At 48.1% G+C, this 19,583-nt stretch carries 15 protein-coding genes and 1 riboswitch; of the genes, 4 read left to right on the plus strand and 11 right to left on the minus strand.

The genetic code is table 11. The annotated features are described in order from the left end of the window. Positions 1–73 precede the first annotated feature (73 nt). Together HQN90_RS21330 and HQN90_RS21335 are read right to left on the minus strand one after the other, a co-directional pair. Positions 74–1,024, minus strand: a complete 951-nt coding sequence (locus tag HQN90_RS21330) for a peptidyl-prolyl cis-trans isomerase (RefSeq protein ID WP_246362724.1) — start codon at positions 1,022–1,024, stop codon at positions 74–76. Between the two features lie 120 nt (positions 1,025–1,144). Next, positions 1,145–3,310, minus strand: a complete 2,166-nt coding sequence (locus HQN90_RS21335; RefSeq protein ID WP_173222416.1) for a CBM96 family carbohydrate-binding protein — start codon at positions 3,308–3,310, stop codon at positions 1,145–1,147. Between the two features lie 388 nt (positions 3,311–3,698). Between HQN90_RS21335 and HQN90_RS21340 the strand changes: the two genes are divergently transcribed. Beyond that, positions 3,699–4,826 (plus strand): PepSY-associated TM helix domain-containing protein, encoded by a 1,128-nt coding sequence (locus HQN90_RS21340; protein ID WP_173222418.1) that lies wholly within the window; start codon positions 3,699–3,701, stop codon positions 4,824–4,826. 246 nt (positions 4,827–5,072) lie between these two features. Here HQN90_RS21340 and HQN90_RS21345 read toward each other — a convergent pair whose 3' ends face one another. From HQN90_RS21345 to gcvH, 6 genes are all read right to left on the minus strand, one after another. Beyond that, complete coding sequence (locus HQN90_RS21345) at positions 5,073–5,675, minus strand: DUF2238 domain-containing protein (protein WP_173222368.1); 603 nt, start codon at positions 5,673–5,675, stop codon at positions 5,073–5,075. A gap of 940 nt (positions 5,676–6,615) precedes the next feature. Further along, positions 6,616–7,797 (minus strand): DUF418 domain-containing protein, encoded by a 1,182-nt coding sequence (locus HQN90_RS21350; RefSeq protein ID WP_173222420.1) that lies wholly within the window; start codon positions 7,795–7,797, stop codon positions 6,616–6,618. A gap of 36 nt (positions 7,798–7,833) precedes the next feature. Beyond that, positions 7,834–9,186, minus strand: a complete 1,353-nt coding sequence (locus tag HQN90_RS21355; protein ID WP_173222422.1) for a sensor histidine kinase — start codon at positions 9,184–9,186, stop codon at positions 7,834–7,836. After that, positions 9,183–9,857, minus strand: a complete 675-nt coding sequence (locus HQN90_RS21360) for a response regulator (protein WP_173222424.1) — start codon at positions 9,855–9,857, stop codon at positions 9,183–9,185. The genes HQN90_RS21355 and HQN90_RS21360 overlap by 4 nt, the downstream gene beginning before the upstream one ends. A 58-nt stretch (positions 9,858–9,915) precedes the next feature. Beyond that, complete coding sequence (locus HQN90_RS21365; RefSeq protein ID WP_173222426.1) at positions 9,916–11,883, minus strand: serine hydrolase domain-containing protein; 1,968 nt, start codon at positions 11,881–11,883, stop codon at positions 9,916–9,918. Positions 11,884–12,699: 816 nt separating this feature from the next. Next, positions 12,700–13,089: a glycine cleavage system protein GcvH gene (gene gcvH / locus HQN90_RS21370; protein WP_079416648.1), complete on the minus strand. Its 390-nt coding sequence runs from the start codon at positions 13,087–13,089 to the stop codon at positions 12,700–12,702. Positions 13,090–13,276: 187 nt separating this feature from the next. Then, a riboswitch (glycine riboswitch) is annotated at positions 13,277–13,374 on the plus strand. A gap of 223 nt (positions 13,375–13,597) precedes the next feature. Between gcvH and gcvT the strand changes: the two genes are divergently transcribed. The 3 genes from gcvT to gcvPB are packed head-to-tail and all read left to right on the plus strand — an operon-like array spanning position 13,598 to position 17,559. Beyond that, entirely contained in the window at positions 13,598–14,689 is a 1,092-nt protein-coding gene (gene gcvT / locus HQN90_RS21375; protein ID WP_173222428.1) for a glycine cleavage system aminomethyltransferase GcvT, read from the plus strand. Between the two features lie 33 nt (positions 14,690–14,722). Then, on the plus strand, positions 14,723–16,081 hold the full coding sequence (gene gcvPA / locus HQN90_RS21380; RefSeq protein ID WP_079416644.1) for an aminomethyl-transferring glycine dehydrogenase subunit GcvPA: 1,359 nt from the start codon (positions 14,723–14,725) through the stop codon (positions 16,079–16,081). Further along, positions 16,078–17,559 carry an aminomethyl-transferring glycine dehydrogenase subunit GcvPB gene (gene gcvPB / locus HQN90_RS21385; protein ID WP_216855403.1) on the plus strand — a complete coding sequence of 494 codons (1,482 nt, stop codon included), beginning with the start codon at positions 16,078–16,080 and terminating at the stop codon, positions 17,557–17,559. The genes gcvPA and gcvPB overlap by 4 nt, the downstream gene beginning before the upstream one ends. 55 nt (positions 17,560–17,614) lie before the next feature. Here the strand turns inward: gcvPB and HQN90_RS21390 are convergent, their stop codons facing one another. From HQN90_RS21390 to HQN90_RS21400, 3 genes are all read right to left on the minus strand, one after another. Then, entirely contained in the window at positions 17,615–18,130 is a 516-nt protein-coding gene (locus HQN90_RS21390) for a DinB family protein (protein WP_173222430.1), read from the minus strand. Next, entirely contained in the window at positions 18,123–18,530 is a 408-nt protein-coding gene (locus tag HQN90_RS21395) for a VOC family protein (RefSeq protein ID WP_173222433.1), read from the minus strand. The genes HQN90_RS21390 and HQN90_RS21395 overlap by 8 nt, the downstream gene beginning before the upstream one ends. A gap of 66 nt (positions 18,531–18,596) precedes the next feature. Then, positions 18,597–19,571 (minus strand): helix-turn-helix transcriptional regulator, encoded by a 975-nt coding sequence (locus HQN90_RS21400; RefSeq protein ID WP_173222435.1) that lies wholly within the window; start codon positions 19,569–19,571, stop codon positions 18,597–18,599. Between the last annotated feature and the right edge of the window lie 12 nt (positions 19,572–19,583).

Raw genomic sequence — 19,583 nt, forward strand, 5'->3', positions numbered from 1 at the left:
TTGCGAACTTCTAAAGGGCAAGCTGCACCATGCTTTAAGCAGTAATCCCTTTTATCTCCTCACGACACCTTCCTTATGTGATCTCGACTTTATCCAAATTTGCCTGAACAATTTCAGTTATGGCTGCTTGCGTCCTCCGATCTACCTCTTCTTTATATTTCTCCTCCACATAAAAGGAGCTGACCTGCCGTTTCACCTGCTCAAAAGGCTCATACCCCCCTTGCGTCCGAGCTGCGCATTTCACGATAAACAGCGTGCCGTTTTCTTCGAAAACCGGGCTTTGCTGACCTGCCGGCAGCTTTAAGGCTTCCTCAAACAATATCGGAGCTGTTTCCGATATCTGTTTCTGATTATTGGCATGTATGCTTAGCTCCCAACCTTTTCCATCAATCGCATAGCTCTGAGCGATCTGCTTGAAATCCTCGCCTTGGGCAAGCTTATCGCCAGCTTGTTTCATACGCGCTTTTCCTTTTCCGTCCTGATCGGGAATGGCAACCTTCCATAGCTGAATGGTGTCCGGCTTTTTGAATTGCTGCTCCTTAATCGCTTCGTACCTGGTCTTCAGCACGTCATCAGAAATCTTATAATCTTGCTTGGATACGGCTTCTTTCAAACGAATTCGCAAATTAGACAATTCATATTCATAAAATCCTCGCTCATCGTATTGGATCGGTCCATAGATCGGTTTCTTCTGGCGAACCGCTTGATTTCGTCGTTCATTTTCTTGCTTCCAGCGCTTCAGCTCACTACTGTAGCTCAGATCGCCAATGAGCCCTTTTTCTTTGGCCCAAGCCTGTTCAACCTTAATAGCTGTCAGCGATTTGAGCGCCAACTCCTTTAGCTTCTCGGGAGGCGTCGTACTTCTCAGATCTTGCAAAATAAGTTGATATTCACGGTATTCGATAGGAACACCATCTACTTTGGCAATCAGCGATACGCTCTGTAAACCGGATTCCTGACGGAATGTTAGGATACCTGCCCCAATAATCAGAACAGCAGAAAGACATATCGCCAGTCCTTTCATCCGCACAACATAACCTCCCTCCTGTACAAACAAGAGTGCGTCTATCCCAGCCCACACCCTTGTTGTTTCACTTCTTTCTTTTATCGTTTAACGCTATTGCAAAGGGTTGCCCCCGGTTGGTTAAGGCGTAATACTAAGTGCAGGCCGCAAACTTGCATTGCTGTTTTCACTAGACGCATAGGTGACCAGATTAGTGCTTGCTGCAGGCGTTGTGCAATAGACGCGAATGGATATTTTTTTCCCGCTTGCCATAGCAGCCTGCACCTCGGACGTCACATTAATTTGGATTGGCGTTCCTGCCACGATCGTATAATTGCCCAGAACGGTGCTGGACGCAGGCTTGTTATTCCATGTAATCGCCCCCTCCGTCCACGTGTTGTCGCTCACTAGCTCCACTCTATTTTGAATGCCAGCAGCTCCAGTCGCGGTTGGCGTCAGCGTAATAATCGCATTGCTCACGGAGCCTGTATATGCGCCGAAATTGAATTTAAAATACCCTTCCCGACTATAGGATGACGCATCTGCCTTAACCTCTACAACTGCCGAGGTTGTGCCCGATTGATTCATACCCGCATAACTTCCATCGCGTACAAAAGAATCATCCGTCGCCGTGAATGACGTCGGATTAGCAGCCCCAACGCCCGTACCTTCATAGATGCCGATGCTTGGTACTGTCGTGCTCGAAACCGGATTGCCGAAGAAATCCTTACCGCCATTATTCGAGATCAGCTTGCCTGCGCCAATCGCCGGAGATCCTGTCTGCAATTGATAAGCAGATACAGACGCCAAACCAATACCCGCACCGCCCGGATTCTGGAATTGAGGGTCCGCCGTTATTTTAAATGCATCAGCAGGCTCACTGGCCGAGTGAATACCGCTCGCTTCATAGAACAGATTGTTGCTATAACCAAGTGATCCTATATTGCTGTTCCAATTCGTTGTATTCGTCGGACTTGTGTTATAGAAAATATTATTGTAGAAATTATAGCCCGATTTAACCGTCGTATCCGCACTGATTTTATTTACTTGCCCGTCATAATAAAACACATTGTTGTACATACTCGCTGGATTTGTTTCATTCGAAGCGAAATGCCGGAAAATAAGTCCGTCATTTTGACTGATGTTGTAGCGCATGACATCGTTCGTATTGCCTCCCATTAAGAGCATGTAGCCCATTGGATTGTCATGGCTGTAATTGTATTGGTACGTTGTATTTTGCAAGTAGTAATCAAAGTCGTAAGCGCATCCATCTTGGTTCGATACCGGGCCTCCGTAGGCTTCGTTGTATTGGAAAACGGAGTTTTTGGCCACCGTCACCCAGATCGCGGCAATCGCATTGGAAGAGGCTACTCTCGTACCGAAGCTGGTTGCCACGTTATATTCCACCACGGCACCATCCGTGTCTCTCAGTATAATGCCATCTCCACCGATATCGGTCATGGTGTTGTTAGCAATATAGAAGCCCGTATTCCAAGCACCATACGTATAGGTTGCCGTTGTTCCGAACGAATTGTCGTTCGTATAGGTTTTGTGCGCAGCAGTCCGAATCGCTACCCGATCTACTTTGCGTATCGTATTCCCAACAATGTGCACATCGTTGAACCGCGAAACCGTCGCTTGCGAAGTCGTATAAGTGCCTACGATCGTACCGATAATCCCCCCATTTTCCTTGGCACCGGCGTTCTTATAGCCATTCACATCATGGATATAACAATTTTCGATGTAAATATGATTAAACACACTGTCGCTCTCATTGGCATCAATAACGAAAAATATGCCGGCAAAAAGCGCATTTGCATTCGAGCTGTTGTCTACCGAAGCGTTAAAATTGGTGACTTCCAGATTATTAATTTCCCAATACTGCTGATTCCGCAAAAATACAGTGCCTGTATTGTAAGCTGTGGTTGAGTTGGCTATCGTCTGTGAGAAGGTTAAACCGCCTCCATTAATGATCGGCTTGCTGCCTGTTCCATATTGATCAATGACGATTGGCAGTCCCGCCGAGCCTGACCCCTTTGGCCACAATTGACCGTTCCAGATGCCTCCTGCTTTAAATAAAATTTGATCACCTGGCTGAAAGGTAGTCGCGTTAACCTTGGCAAGGCTTTGCCATGGGGAACTGGTGCTTGTTCCGCTGTTGCTGTCATTGCCATTGGCGGAATCGATATAATAAGTTGCACCTGCGGCGCTCACATGGCTGGGGAGCAAAGCAATCGTCAAGCTGAGAAGCCAAACCACAATAAGCACAATCGAAATGGATCGTTTATAATCCGTCCGTAAAATCATAACCTTCTTCCTCCTTTGAATTTGTAGCTGTCTTCAAAATGTTAGCATTTGGACTCCTTTCTTCGATAATTAAAACGCTTTCATTTTTGTTCAAATCTAGCTGCCACCTTCTATTCTGCTGGAAAAATTTATACATGAATAGGCAGATTTTTGACCTTTTCGTTAAATTTTTTAACCTTTTGAACATTATCGGCTTTCCTCAAAGCAGCTCCCTTATGTGCGTAAAAAAGTCTCAGCGTAACCATTCCGATTTTTATGTAAACTTTATTGACATTTAAATTGATAATGATTATCATTATAAATGTTTGTTCGTAGAATGATTATCATTATCATTTAAACAAGCGACCAAGAGTGATATATCTACATAGCATACTGGGGGAATTACGTAATGAGAAAGACCATTTTAGCCATCCATCTTATACTCAGTTTGACGCTGGGCCTATTCGTGGTATTAACCTGTACGACAGGCAGTCTTCTGCTGATTGAACCTGAAGTCGAGAGCTGGATGCATCCTGTGAATCACGCAGCCACATCAGGCAATGTTAGCCCATCTGTCATTAAACAGCATGCCGATTCGGCCAATCCTGGATTCTTTACCGATCGGATCGAGTATCCAAACAATGATCCTTTCTATCATGTTCATTTGGCCCAAGCTAATGGCGGCAAAGAAAACTTCACCGTCTATGCCGATCCAGGCACGGGAGATACTTTTGGCCGCGTACAAGTGGACCGTCTGGAGCCTTTTGCCACCATCTATCAGCTTCATCGCTATTTCTTGCTGACCTCCGTGATCGGTAAAGTTCCGGCAGCTTCCGTCGTCGGGATCTTAGGCATCGCGCTCGTTCTAATTCTCGTAACGGGTATTTATCTATGGTGGCCGGGTCTTCGTAAACTCGCTACAGGCTTTCGAGTTGTTCTCAATCGCGGAAAACTGTTGAAGAATATGAGTTTGCATAAAACCGTAGGCATCATCTCCATTCCGTTCCTGCTCGTCTTGGCGTTAACGGGTACAATCAACGCCTTCGAAAAATCGATCCCAACTTGGGTAGGTTTCAAGGCGAAGGAAGAAATTCCGGCAACAGCTTTACAAAGCAAAACGAAAGACGCAGCCGCGCTTCCTCTGGATCGTGTAGTTGAGATCGTCAAAGAAACCTATCCAACAAGTGAATTGATCAAAATACAACTGCCTCCAAAAGCTGGCCAATCCTACCAAATCGGCTTGCAAGAAGGCTTCAGTTCTTCCACAGGCAGCAACAGCACTGTTTACATGGATGGTTCCACTGGGGCCATTTTATACAAAACGAACCCCAATCTGGCGATCAACCTGTATAACGCATGGAGAAAAGGCCTACATTTCGCCACATGGGGCGGTGAACCGCTCAAAATCATCAGCTTCTTCTTCGGTATGACGCCGCTCGCGCTCATGATTACAGGCCTCTTCATCTGGCGCATCAAAGCCAACGCACGCAAAAGAAGCCGCAACAAATCAGCTTCATCTGCGGCGGCGGCGGCTTAAGTTTTTAAATTCGATGGAGTCTACTTGCTCAATAGGAACTAGAATCCGCTATTTCAGTAAAATGCGTTAAATTCCGGACGAAGCGGAACTACAGTACGCTATTTCAGACTTTATGATCACAAATCGTGCTATTTGGGACAAATAGCGTACCCCAGTTCCGTTTCCTTCAGGTTTAGCTGATTTTCCTAACAATAGTGTACCCTAGTTCCGTTTCACCGCAGCAAGATCACCTGTCAACATTCAAAATCAATGCTTCTCATCCAAGAGAGGCATTTTTTTGTTTTTCGCCTGAAAAGCCAAATAAATACTCGTTCCGATTGCACCCGCAGTACCGCATATAATATCGGTCATCGTGTCAACCAAGCTGCCGTTTTGCGAGTTCAGACCTAAGAAATGATCCGTCGTAAATTCATATATTTCCCAAACTCCCGCCATCGCAATGGAAAAGAAAAGGCTCAGCCATATGGCAACACGGGGATTGGATGCACTGCTTTTGCCACTGTCATTGGCCTTTTTATAAATTAATAAGCCGACGAAGCATAAAATAACACCTGAAAACAGATGCTCGAACTTATCCAGATAGGGAATAATACCGTAAAATCCGAACTCATTCGCCATAATCATGGTGATCGTAATGAACAATAAAATGCAGAACCTCAGCGCAGCAAACATAGGCGTTTTGGTAAGTTTCACCACGACTCGAATCAGCAGCAGCACCCCAATGATCAATGCAGCTTCCAACACTTTTGCCCAGTTGCCCTTTATCAAGAAATAAACAAAACAAACCGCCGCAACTCCATACATGACCAGCTCGAAGAGGTCGTTCCCTCTGTCTGCATGCTTTTTCATGTGCATCCCCTCACTCGCCTCAAAACGATTAAATAGGTACCATTAAACCGTATGATTGATTCTTAAACATCGTATTATGCCCCCATCATCATTGTGTCCATATTCAGTTTAGCCAAACTAACCACATATATTGAATCAGACCGGAGAGTAACATGAGGGGGAAATATATGTAACAAGCCATAAGCTTATTTTGGAGCTTGCTGCGAAGGTAGTTTGTCAATGGATAGATACATATTATATTCACAAAAATCATCATACTTGCAACGAAGAGAGCCCCTAGTCCTGTAATGAATCCACCATAATAGCTAGGGAACCAAATCTTATATAGATAAAATAAACATACCGGTATTCCGATAGCGAAGATGACTTCAACAAAAACTACCATCCAGCTCGCCCCATAACGGCCGTATTTGACGCTTACTATGGTTATTCCGATTATAAACAAAATGACTAGTGTCATAAGCTTCCCTCCGAACTCAATCCAAATCTTATAAATTGAGTTTAGTAGGCTTAAACTAATGACGCTAGTACTATTTAAACTTAGTACTTATGACTTTCGCTCTTTCATCTTATTGTTACTGGGAATCTACAGCTTTTGCTACTTTATTTACTCTGCTTTTTATATTCCAAGTCACTTTTGGACTGGTCCTTTGCTTCCGAGTTTTGCTTTATTTTACTGCTGTGTGTTTATGTGTTGGATTGGCATTTATCTGAATATATTCTTGATCACCCGACCAAATAAATATAAATATTTAGCCATTACTAGCCTTATTCTTTCCACACGAACATTTATGGGTTCCCTCATAGTTATTATGCCAATGCTGGATCAGTTAACTAGATGATTTACATCTAAAAATTAAGCCCTAGCATGCAAAAAAACGCTGGCCCCTTTATGGGCCAACGCTCTATCGATCTCTCTTCGCTACATGGAGGAGGATTCTTATGGAACCTTGCTTTTGGATTTACCGCTGAAGGAGAAATACGTCCACATGCGGAGCACCCGCTCCACGGGTCCGGATTGAAAGCGTGTCAGATACCAACGGCTTAGGAAGAGCTGACCGATATAAATAACAAGGGCTAGTCCGCAGCCTGCGATTACCCCCAGCTTGCCGAACCAACCCATTCCATAGCCATAAAAAATAGATGTGCAGATGACGGATTGCAATAGATAGTTCGTCAGAGATAACTTCCCTAGAGCTTCGAAACGCAAAAACCAAGGCGACGATTTGGCTGCCGCATACAGCAGTGAGAAAGCGAAAATGTATCCCAGTGACAAGAGGTTCCCTCCGATCATTTCGCTCATTTCACTCCAGCCTTGTCCAGGAAACACGGCCTTCACCCCTTTCAACAGGAGTCCTGTCGGCAAGAAAATGAGCATTCCTTTCAAATACATGGATCGTTCATCATCCGGTTGGCGGAACCATCGTTTTTTGGCCGCATACATGCCGAACAGAAACAACGGTGCCGTCATCAGCGGCGCGAACAGCAGCATGCCTACAATCAAGTAATCATTTAATCCAAGTGGATCCGCCGTATTCCGATGATGCTTGATCTCCTCGTAGGTGCCCGTTCCGTAAATCGTGATCGTTTCCTTCACATAGGTTTCCATGCGGATCTTATCTTCCGTTAAGGAATGATTATTCGTACTTTCAGGTACTAACCCCAGCAGGCCGAACAAACTCAGCAGCAATGCGCCCCATATCAGCAGCGTTTTCGCTTTCCTCTTCATGAAAAGAAGCAGAAAGAAACCCATGCCCCCATAGAAACCTAGGATGTCCCCTTCCCACAAATAAGTGCCATGCACAATGCCTGCTGCAAACAGCAAAAGAAACCGCCGGGCCAAATATCTGTTGGGCTTCAAGCCTTTTGCTTCAAGACTCTCTTTCATCTTGATCATCCCGAAGCCGAACAGAAATGTAAAAACAGGCATAAAGCTGCCCTCGACGAAAATATGCAAGAGCGTCCTGGCAGCCGAATCCGCTTGCGATAAGAAATATAAGGCTATTTCGTCCTTTCCCCATATGCCATATTGAAAAATAAGCATATTCGCCAGCAAAATGCCCAGCAAGCTGAATCCCCGCATGCTGTCTATAATGTGCAATCGATTTGATTGAAGAACCACTTTATCACCTCCAATTAACCTTTGAATTAGTGGGCATTAGCGGATAGGCAGCTGAACAATCACAGTCGTACCTGTGCCGACCTGACTTTTCATGCCGATACTGCCATGATGCAGCGTTACGATTTTCTTCGCGATGGCAAGCCCCAAACCATTGCCACCAATGCTGCGGTTGCGAGACGGGTCCGTTTTGTAAAATCGCTCGAAAACATAATCAAGCTTCTCCGGTGCTACGCCAATCCCTGAATCACTAATCGCGAAGAAGATTTTATTCACTGTATGATTCAGTCTTATTTCGATCTGCCCGCCTATCGGTGTAAACTTGATGCTATTGCCAAGTAAATTCATCCAAACTTGATTAAGCTGGTCTTGATCTGCGGTAATTTTGACGCCGCTGGACATTTCCAATTCGATGCGAATGCCCTTAGCCAACCACTGCGGCTCACAAGTAACGACCAGCTGCCTGATTTGCTCGTCGAGATTATACGTAACCGCCTCGAACGGATGATGCTCCGAATCTAGAGAAGCGAGCTTGAGCAAATTATCGCTAAGCCGAGATAGTCGCCCGCTCTCCACAATAATGATATCCAGGTAATAGTTGCGATCACTCTCCGCTACCAGACTGCTGTTCTTCATGGCCGTAGCAAAACCGGAGATTGACGTTAACGGGGTTTGAATTTCGTGGGAGACGTTCGATACGAAATCCTGCCTCATCTTCTCGAGCTGTTTAAGCTCGCTCGCCATCTCGTTAAAACTTTGAGTCAAGGCGCCCATTTCATCCATGCGTTTGGTTTGGATCTCAACGTCGAAATCTCCCTTCGCTAGTCGTTTGGTCGCACGTGTCAAAGCCTGAAGGGGCTTCACCAAGTATCTGGCCGCAATCAAAATACAGAGGCTTCCAATAACCAAGGCAAGCAGCAAAACAAACAAAATCATCCGATTAAAGATATTTTCATTCTGTGGGGAAAACTGCATAAACATAGCATGCGGTTTGCCTTCCATTGAAAAAGGAAGACCGATATAGGTTTGGCTTGCTTTGCTCGGAGCACGATAATATTGTCCCCGCAGCACCTGCTGAACCGTTTCCGGCGTAATTTCAACACTTTGCGTATCTTTTAGGTTATAAAACGTTACGTTGTTGGCATCATCATAAATATGAATCGGATAAGAGGACACCTTGACCATGCGCTTTACAAACGCATCCCAGTCAACGGGCTTTGATTGATCATAAAGACGGATGATTTCCTCACCCACAGCAATCATATCCTCTTGTCCGGCATGATTGATTTCTGTCTTGAATACGGAGTAACCGATAAAAAAAGAGCATAGCAAACTGAACATAATGACTGCAAGAAACGTATAAATGACGCGAACGTATAAGGTTTTTATCATGTTATCACAAGCCGATACCCCAAACTGCGGGCCGTTTCAATTTGAAAATGATGGGAATCGTCGGCAAACCTTTCCCTAAGCCGACTAATGTGAACATCTACCGTTCGATCATCGCCTTCGTAATTCATCCCCCAGATATGCGTGATCAACTGTTCCCGGGTAAAGATTTGCCCAGGATGGTTAGCCAGCTTGAATAACAGCTCGAACTCCTTTAACGGCAGATTCAGTATTTCCTCTCCTCGAATAACTTGGAAGTTGCGACGATTCAGCATAATGCCACCCAATTGTATCGTTTGTGAAGAGACGATCATATACCGTTTTAACAGCGCCTTCACTCTCATCACAAGCTCAAACGGGTCGAACGGTTTCGTTAAGTAATCGTCCGTGCCAAGCTGAAACCCCTTGACTTTTTGTCCGGATTCTCCCTTGACCGTGACCATTAAAAGCGGGATATTCGCATCAATGCCCCTGATTTCCCTGCATAGTTCCCAACCGTCTAATTCAGGCATCATAATGTCGAGGATAACTAAATCTACACGCGTCTCTCCCATGATCGCAAGCGCTTCAGCTCCGTCTCTTGCCTCCAGAATCTCGAACCCTTCATTCCGTAAAAATAAGGTGATCAACTCGCGAATGTAGGCGTCATCGTCCGCGATAAGAATTTTAGCCACAAGAACCCGCTCCTCTCCAATCTCTGTCCTATTGCTCCTGAATTGGCGGCATATGGGTTCAACCGAAATGCCAACCCAATAAATTCCAATGATAGAAGAACAAACACAAGACCACCGCCGATAGCGCAACGAGCGTATAATGCACACGTTTCAGCATCGTCCAATACTTGCTTTTCCACGCCATTACGCTTAAAGCTAGTATCGCAACTGTCAATCCAACAAGTATGATCGGCATGAACAAATAGAGATTTAACGATGGTGTAATACGACTTAAGCGATCCAGCATATCCATGTTTAATACCACGACGAATGTACCAGCTAAGGTCGCTAAAGCCCAAGCAGCGGTAACCGCCGACAGTCGAACTGCCCACTTCTGTGGTTTCGGCATCGCTTTGATATCACCCCTGCGGCAAGCAAACCCTATCAAAACAGTAATGAACAGCGCGATTGAGATGCCAATAAGGAGATACCAGAACTTATTCTGATCCATTAGCGGCGTGCGCTCAAGCGGCATCTGGGGAAGAAAATCAAACAGCATATGCGTACTTTTCCCAGATGCATCCGTGCGAAATGCGATCTGATGCGTGCCCCCGACTTCCTGAAATAAATCAGGCGCGATCAAAGCGAAAACTTGCTGTTCGGCTCCGCTTCCAAGGGATAATCGATTATCCGAAACGGCAACACTCATCTGCGACATAAAACTAAAAAACTTATCTATATCGGTAGAATTGCGGCGTGTAAACTGATAGGAACCAGCGTATTTCTGCAAGGAATTTTCAAGCTCCGCATTTGCAGGAGGCAGCTTGACTTCCGGCGCCGGGAAGTAGCGATCAAAGAAGGCTTTCGACAACCCTTGCGATGCCGTTCCGCCATCCCCGCCGTTATAGGAAACGAAGATGCCAATTTGCTTATCGGGTACAAGATAAAGCTCCGAAATGAACAGTGGGTCTGCACCCCCATGAGAAATAACACGCTGTCCGTTCATGTTTAATTCATAGAAGCCAAGAGCCATTCCCGGCAGCCGCTTGTCAAACTGATAAGCCGTTGTATGCATCAATTTGGCGAATTCCGGCTTGAGGATTTGCTTATTCCCATAACGTCCGTCCTGCAGATGGGCAATCATGAAATGCGCCATATCAAGTCCCGATACGGCCGCTGACCCTGCTGGGCGAAAACCTCCCTCGAACGTCAGCGGCTTCGTAACGAATTGACCGTTATCACGTGCATATCCCTTCACCGCATATGGCTCCAAAGACGCCGGAATGGGTTCCTGAACCGTGGCAAATTTCATATCAAGCGGATCGAAAATATGTTTCTTTATGTAGTCGTTATATGGAGTACCACTAACCTCCTCAACGATCAGCCCTGCCAATGAGGCGCCGTAGTTGGAATAAGACGCAATCTCGCCCGGAGGCTTCACTCGTGCCATCATGTGCTTGGAAAGCGTTTCCGAAATCGACACTGGCAGCTTCTGAGGGTCCGTAGTAATTTGATAGCCTACGCCACCTTCTTCAAATCCAGCCGTATGGGTCAAGAGATGGCGCAATGTAATCGGCTCTGCAAAGGTATCGGGTATTCGCAACGTTTTTAAATAAGTGTTAACGTCTGTATCCAGATCAAGCCTGCCTTGCTCGACCAGTTGCATGACTGCTGTCCACGTAAACAGCTTCGTTGTCGAAGCGATTCGGAAGAGGCTGGTCTCTGGATCAACTAGCTTCCCCTCTTCAATGTCCGAATGACCATACCCCTTAGCAAGCAGGGGCTTCCCATCCTTGACGATCGAGACGACGGCGCCTGGAATTTTGAAGCTGTCCATATGCCCCTTCATAATACCGTCAATGAAAGCCGTTAGCTGGGCGACATCATTCAAATCCGCCGCTCCGTCCGATTTAACGGATGTCCCGGCAGATGAGGGAGCCTCTGCCGCTGCAGGCAATCCACTGCCTCTTATACTCGCCCCCACTATAGCGACCAGCATCGCCATCATCATCATTTTGCCAAATATTTTTCTCATAGTCGATGACATGTTAAACCTCCAACATTCCCATTTTTTGATAGCTGCCTCTTAACTTTCTGAGGAAAGCTTATCAAAAAAGTATGAACGCAGAGTGAACCTATTGTTCTTAATAACGAACTATCGATGGCAGAACTACACATACGCAACAATAGGGCTGGCTCAAAGCCATGGGTAGCGAAAGCGCCAACGTACCCGAGACGCGGGAAAGGGATGAGCAGGTCGTGCTTCGGCTCGCCAAACATGGCACTGAGCCCCCTCAACGCTTCAGAGGTTGCACAGTGTTTATAAGCGATGTCCGTGGCTCACCGATGTTGAAAAACCTGCGAAAATGCAGGCTTTTCCGCTCAAATCGTGCGAAAACTGCAGAAAACCTGCGATTATGCAGGCTTTTTAAGCTTTTCCCTCCAGGATTGGAAAAACGGTCTCGAAAGGATGCATAATTGCAGGCATTTCCCTATTTTCCCCTTTTTCCAAACGAAAAGGATGTATTTTCGCAGGTATTAGGCGAGATATGTGGATGCCAAGAACAAACTACCAGCTTGCGCTAGCTTGAGCCAAACTCATGCGACTTAAGTCAACCGCAATTGGGCAGGTTTCCCACTGATTCCAGCTGTCTTTTCGTCAAAAGCAGCCCATTTCAGAATGAAAAAGGCTGCCCACAGTAGATTTATCTACTTGAGGGACAGCCCCAAATATTTCATTAGATTTGTTGCAAAGACACGCAAATTTCATTTGCTCATATCCTGATAATACGGCAATGCGCCTAATGAATCATAGGCCGGTCCTGTATTAACGTTCGGCCAGGATGGAAAAATCGATTACACGTTAGTCGTTGCCAATATACGAAGCATATTCATCTGCGGTGAGCAAGCCTTCCAACGCATCCGCACCCGATACTTCCACTTCGACCATCCAGCCTTCAGCGAAAGACGCACTGTTCACCAATTCGGGCGAACCTTCGAGTGTACTATTCACAGCCGTTACTTTGCCTGAGACGGGTGAGAAAATATCAGAAACGGTCTTCACTGATTCTACACTGCCGATGCTTTCATTTGCGGTAATCGTTGTTCCGACCTTAGGGAGCTCGACAAACACAATATCACCCAATTGATCTTGGGCAAAATCGGTAATGCCTACGCGTACAACGGTCTCCGACAGCTTCTCTACCCACTCATGCTCTTTGGTGTATAACAAATTGGCTTGTACTTCACTCATCGATTAACGCCTCACTTACCAGCAAATTTTGCTTTTAGCTTAATCTAAGGGGAACCTCAAAGTCAAGGCGGGTCACATAAAATGTACCGAAATAGTCCCACCTGCCTACCGAAGTCAGACTCAAAAAAGTAGCAGTTGACAATTCCCACCAACTTGGGCAAATAATAAAGTAACTAAATATTGGCGAATGATGGTATAGGGAGAGACCGCAGAGCAAGTTCGCGGCGCCGAAGGAGTAAGCCCAGCAGTGGTGAATCTCTCAGGCAAAAGGACCTGTATCGGACGCAACTCTGGAGAGCTTCGATGGCCGCACTCAGCGGAAAATCGGACACCCAAGGGGAAACTTGGCGGAACGCGGTAGCCCGCTCAAGGTAACTCTCAGGTATAAAGGACAGGGCAAAAGGTATGTTTGTGTTGCATACTTTTTGCTCTTTTTTGCATGCCTATCAGGTTGTTTCGGGCAACATAAACAGTATACAAATTGTGGATCGAAGGTGAGGTTGGGAGCATGCTAAAACGAACACCGCTCTTCCCGATTTATGCAGAGCATGGAGCGAGAGTCATTGATTTCGGCGGTTGGGAGCTGCCCGTACAGTTCGCCGGCATTCAAAAAGAACACGATGCCGTGAGACAGCAAGCAGGACTTTTTGACGTGTCCCACATGGGCGAAGTCAGGGTAAGCGGAGCGGATGCGCTCGACTTTATCCAGCGCATTACGACGAACGATGCAGCGAAACTAGAAATCGGTCAATGCCAGTACAGCCTCATGTGCTATCCAAATGGCGGAGTTGTGGACGATCTGCTCGTATACAAGCTTACCGATAACGACTACATGCTGGTCATCAATGCCTCCAATATCGACAAGGATATCGCTTGGATGCAGATGAACCTCGCAGGTCAAGTAAAGCTTGTCAATGTTTCGGAAGAAACAGCGCTGCTCGCTTTGCAAGGACCGCTTGCTGAACAGATTTTGGCTAACGTGACGGACGCCCCGATTCAAGCCTTGAAAACATTCCGCTTCCTGAACGAGGTAGATATCAAGGGAATTAACGCTCTTGTCTCGCGCACGGGCTATACGGGTGAAGATGGATTTGAACTTTATATTGCACAAAAAGATGCCGTAGAGCTGTGGAAGCTCCTCCTTGAGGCAGGTCGTGAGCATGGTCTTGTTCCTGCCGGATTAGGCGCTCGCGATACGCTTCGTTTCGAAGCACGACTCCCTCTTTATGGGCAAGAGCTTTCCCAGGATATTACGCCGCTTGAGGCTGGACTTTCATTTTTTGTGAAGCTGGATAAGGGCGAATTCATCGGTCGTGACGTATTGGCTGGGCAAAAAGCACATGGACTCCCCCGCAAGCTGGTCGGTATCGAAATGCTCGAACGCGGTATTCCGCGCCCGCATTATCCGGTGTATGCAGAGGGCAAACAGATCGGGGAAGTCACTACCGGGACACAGTCTCCGACATACAAAACAAATGTGGGTCTAGCTTTAATCGATTCCGCTTACAGCGCGCTAGGTAGCGAAGTGAACGTTGAAATTAGAGGGGTGCAAGTGAAAGCGAAAGTCGTAGCCACCCCTTTTCATAAAAGAAAACCTTAACCTATTTGTCCCTTGAGAGGAGTCCTTCCCGTCATGAAACACCGCTACTTGCCTATTACCGAGCAGGATCAAAAAGAAATGTTGGACACGATCGGCATATCCTCGATGGAGGAAATGTTTCAAGATATTCCGCAGAAGGTACGTTTTCAAGGGGAACTACAGGTCTCCCAAGCGCTCGATGAGCAAGGCTTGCTGCGCTATATGCGCGGTCTGGCGGGTCGCAACGCCGACTTCGACCGCTATGCCAGTTTCCTGGGCGCTGGCATTTACGATCATCACCTTCCGGTGGTGATCAATCACGTCATCTCACGCTCGGAGTTTTACACGGCGTATACGCCTTACCAACCGGAAATCAGCCAGGGCGAGCTGCAGGCGATTTTTGAGTTTCAGTCGTACATCTGCGAGCTGACCGGCATGGCCGTCGCGAACGCCTCGATGTACGATGGCGCCACGGCGCTCGCTGAAGCCGGCGCCCTCGCCAGCGGTGCGACGAAGCGCAGCCGTCTGCTCGTCTCCCGCGCGGTGCATCCGGAGGCGCGCGCGATTCTAAGCACGACCGCCCGCGGGCTCAACTTGGAAGTGGTCGAGATCGGTCTCACGCCAGCCGGCGTGACCGACTTCGAAGACCTCGCTTCCAAGCTTGAGGGCGACACCGCGGCCGCGGTCATCCTCCAATCGCCGAATTTCTTCGGCTGCTTGGAGGATATCGCGGCGGTGGAGCCCCTCGCGCACGGCGCGGGCGCACTGCTCGTCGTGAGCGCGAATCCGCTCACGCTTGGGCTGCTCGAAGCGCCAGGCAAGCTCGGCGCTGACATCGTCGTCGGCGACTGCCAGCCGCTCGGCATCCCAGCTTCGCTGGGCGGGCCGACATGTGGCTACTTCGCCGTCGCCGAAAGCTGGATGCGCCGCATGCCGGGGCGCATCGTGGGCCAAACCGTCGACCGCGCCGGCAAGCGCGGCTTCGTGCTTACGCTGCAAGCGCGGGAGCAGCACATTCGCCGTGAGAAAGCCACGTCGAATATTTGCTCCAACCAAGCGCTTCTCGCGCTTTGCGCATCCGTGTACTTGTCCACGATGGGCAAGCAAGGCATCCAGGACGTTGGCAAGCTCAACGTCCACAAAGCCCACTACGCGGCGAAGCGCCTAACCGCGTCACAGAAACTCTCGCTGCCATTCACAGGCAGCTACTTCAATGAGTTCGCCGTCAAACTGCCGGACGGCACCAATGTCCAGGAGCTCAGCAGCAAGCTCTTGCAGCATAACATCATCGGCGGCTACGATCTCGGCCGCGACTACCCCGAACTAGCTGGGCACATGCTGATTGCCGTCACCGAGCAAAGAACGCGCGAAGAGATCGATGCCTTCGCCGCCGTACTGGAGGAACTCGTATGAGTGAAAATAACGTAAACGTGAAAGCCGACGGCAAAGCGCTCATTTTTGAAATGAGCCACCCTGGTCGTGTCGCCTATGCTTTGCCCGAGTCAGATGTCCCTGAGATCGACCTTGCCGAGGCTCTGCCTGCGAAATTCGTCCGCAAACAAGCGCCGGACCTTCCTGAAGTATACGAAGTAGATGTGATCCGTCATTATACCGCTCTTTCCCGTCGCAACTTCGGTGTCGATAACGGATTCTATCCCCTTGGCTCCTGTACGATGAAGTACAATCCCAAAATTAATGAAGACGTCGCCCGCTTCCCAGGCTTCGCCAAAATACATCCGTACCAGCCGGAAGAATCGCTGCAAGGCGCATTGGAGCTGCTTTACAATCTCCAAAATGACCTTGAAGCGCTCACCGGCATGGACCGCGTAACCTTGCAGCCTGCGGCAGGCGCTCATGGCGAATGGACCGGCCTCATGATGATTCGCTCTTACCACGAAAGCCGCGGCGAGAAACGAACCAAGGTCATCTGCCCTGACTCCGCCCATGGCACGAATCCAGCCAGCGCCACGGTTGCCGGGTTCGAAACCATCACCATCAAGTCGAATGAGCGAGGCCTCGTCAACCTTGACGAATTACGCCGCGCTGTTGGTTCTGATACCGCAGCGCTCATGCTCACGAATCCCAATACACTTGGCTTGTTCGAAGAACAAATCGTCGAAATCGCCGAGATCGTGCACGCTGCAGGGGGACTGCTCTACTACGACGGTGCTAATGCCAACGCGATTATGGGCATCACGCGTCCCGGCGATATGGGCTTCGACGTCGTGCATCTCAACCTGCACAAAACAATGAGCACGCCGCACGGCGGCGGGGGCCCTGGAGCAGGTCCTGTCGGTGTCAAAGAGAAGCTGATTCCGTTCCTGCCAACACCGCTCATTGCCAAACGGGAAGACGGCAGCTTTTATTTTGACTACAACTACCCGCAAACGATTGGACGCGTCAAAGGCTACTACGGCAACTTCGGCATCCTCGTGCGCGCCTATACGTACATCCGCACGCTTGGTCCGGAAGGCTTGCGCAAAGTATCCGAATACGCTGTTCTCAACGCGAACTATATGTTGGCTCGGCTAACGCCATATTTCGATGTGCCGCATCCTCGCTTCTGCAAGCACGAATTCGTGCTGTCCGGCAACAGACAGAAGAAGCTTGGCGTACGTACGCTCGATATCGCGAAACGGCTGCTCGACTTCGGGTATCACCCTCCGACCATCTACTTCCCGCTTAGCGTGGAAGAGTGCATCATGATCGAGCCGACCGAAACTGAAAGCAAACAAACCTTGGACGAATTCATCGATACGATGATTGCCATCTCCAAGGAAGCGGAAGAAAATCCGGAGCTTGTCAAAAATGCGCCTTACACGACCATCGTCAGCCGCATGGACGAAGCGCTCGCCGCTCGCAAGCCCGTTCTGAACTGCACCTGCGGATGACAAAGAACCTTCAAATCCACTTCTTCCGTGGACTTGAAGGTTTTTTGCTTGCGCCCTACTTAACCTGATTCACCTCGTACAAATAAAACACATAATCGCTGGACGCACCCGCATGTCCGAGCTGACGGAGCATCGAAGAAATATTACCGCGGTGGTAGGTACCATGATTCACGATGTGCTGAATCACTTCGTTGATGTTGGTAGCGAGAACCCCTAAGATTGGATGCGGAAAACGTATGGTACCTTGGACATCCTCCACGCCGCTCAAGAAATTCTGACAATCCTCAGCCAACTCTATGAAAGCAGCTTCCAGCTCCTTCAACGTCATCCCTGCCATCTTCTCTACAATCTTAACGGTCTGCGATCTAATCTCCTCGAAGCTGCTGCCCTTCAGGCCAGACAGCCAGACCCAATCTACACGGTACATATGCACAAGCCCTGCATGGATACTTGGAAATACATCCTTCAGCTCCTGATGCATCGTCTCCTCCGGCAGCTCCGCAAGCCGCGCAAAAACCCGATGATTTGCCCAAACATGATAGTTATAATTTTTGAGCATAAAATTAGACATGAGCCTCTCCCTCTTTTTTGGCAGCTTGATATAGTTCGATTAATGTGCCATCCAGATCCCGTAGATAAGCAAACTGTCCATTCCATAGCGGATTAAGGAAAGGCTCTTTCACAAAATGAACACCATGCTCTCGTAAACGAGCGTAAGCAGCATCAAGATTCTCCACTTCAATATTGAGCAAGAAATTCGTTGCATATGGAAAAGTTGGCCCCAGATCTTCGCCAAGCGACTCGCTCATTGCTTTGCGGGACATCAGCTCAATCCGCGCAGCGCCTGTGTCAAACAAGGCATAATCCATGGATTCTTCATACCAGTCGACCTTCAATTTTAATTGATCCCTATAGAAAGCTACACTTTTTTGAAAGTCTTCCACCAAAATACGCACTTGCAGCAGTTTCATTTTATTTCCTCCTTGGGTTTCGCTTGCTTTACACCCATTCTAGCCCATCTTCACTGACAGAAATGGTCAGTCAAGCTCCGCTGCCACATAATAATTGTATAAATTTTTCGTTATTCCAACCATTAGCTTTTTGAGCAGCGGCGGCTCTTTAATTTGGATGGTGCCCCCGTAAGTCAGAAGTAAATAAGGAAAATGCAAGCGAATGGCCCCTTCCTCCATTCTAAAATGCGCTTCAAACTGTGTTCGCTCCACTAGGGTGTGAACGAGAAACCAATGCCCGCATAAATCGTCTAATGCTTGCTCTTTTCCCGTAATTTTAACCGATATCAATTGAACGGATTTATCGGAATCCGGCAGCACACCGGCGAGGAGGAACTTTCGCGCTGAGAAATCCGCCGGCCGTTCAAAGGATGTATCCCTCGTGTCCAGCGCACGAATCCGGTCTACGCGAAAGCTGCGGATTTCATTGCGAAGACGGCAATGACCGACCACATACCATTTATTTTTCCAGCAAACCAGTCCGTAGGGGTCGATTTCACGGGCCTCCGTGACAGCGCCATACCCTTTCTGATATTGCACATGAATCGTTTTGCTCTGAGCTACAGCTGCTTCCACTTCCTGCAGGAGAACGGCTTCCGAAGCGTCTGCTTGCGGGTGAATAACATCCAATCCTTGCTCGTGCAGGTTGATTTGGCGAAGCTGCTCTTGGTTTGTGTACATTTTCAGCTTGGCAATGGCTTGACTAAGCTTCTCCCCGTAAGGGTAGCCCGCCTCCTGAGCGAATGCGGCTGCATGTATCAGCGCCTTTTGCTCGTCCAGATCAAATACAAGCGGAGCATCGTTGAACTGTCCAAGAAGGCTGTACCCGCCATTATGGCCTGAATCAGCGATGATCGGAACACCGCTCGCACATAACGCGTCGATATAGCGATAGACCGTTCTTATGTTGATTTCCAGCTTCTCAGCAAGCTGCTTGGCTGTTATTCGTCTTTGCGACTTAAGCAGCCATAGGATAGAAAGCATATGATCCGCTTTGGACATGTCATTGGTTCC

Origin of the sequence: Paenibacillus alba (genome assembly GCF_013204855.1) — a bacterium.
GTDB classification, from domain to species: Bacteria; Bacillota; Bacilli; order Paenibacillales; family NBRC-103111; genus Paenibacillus_E; species Paenibacillus_E alba.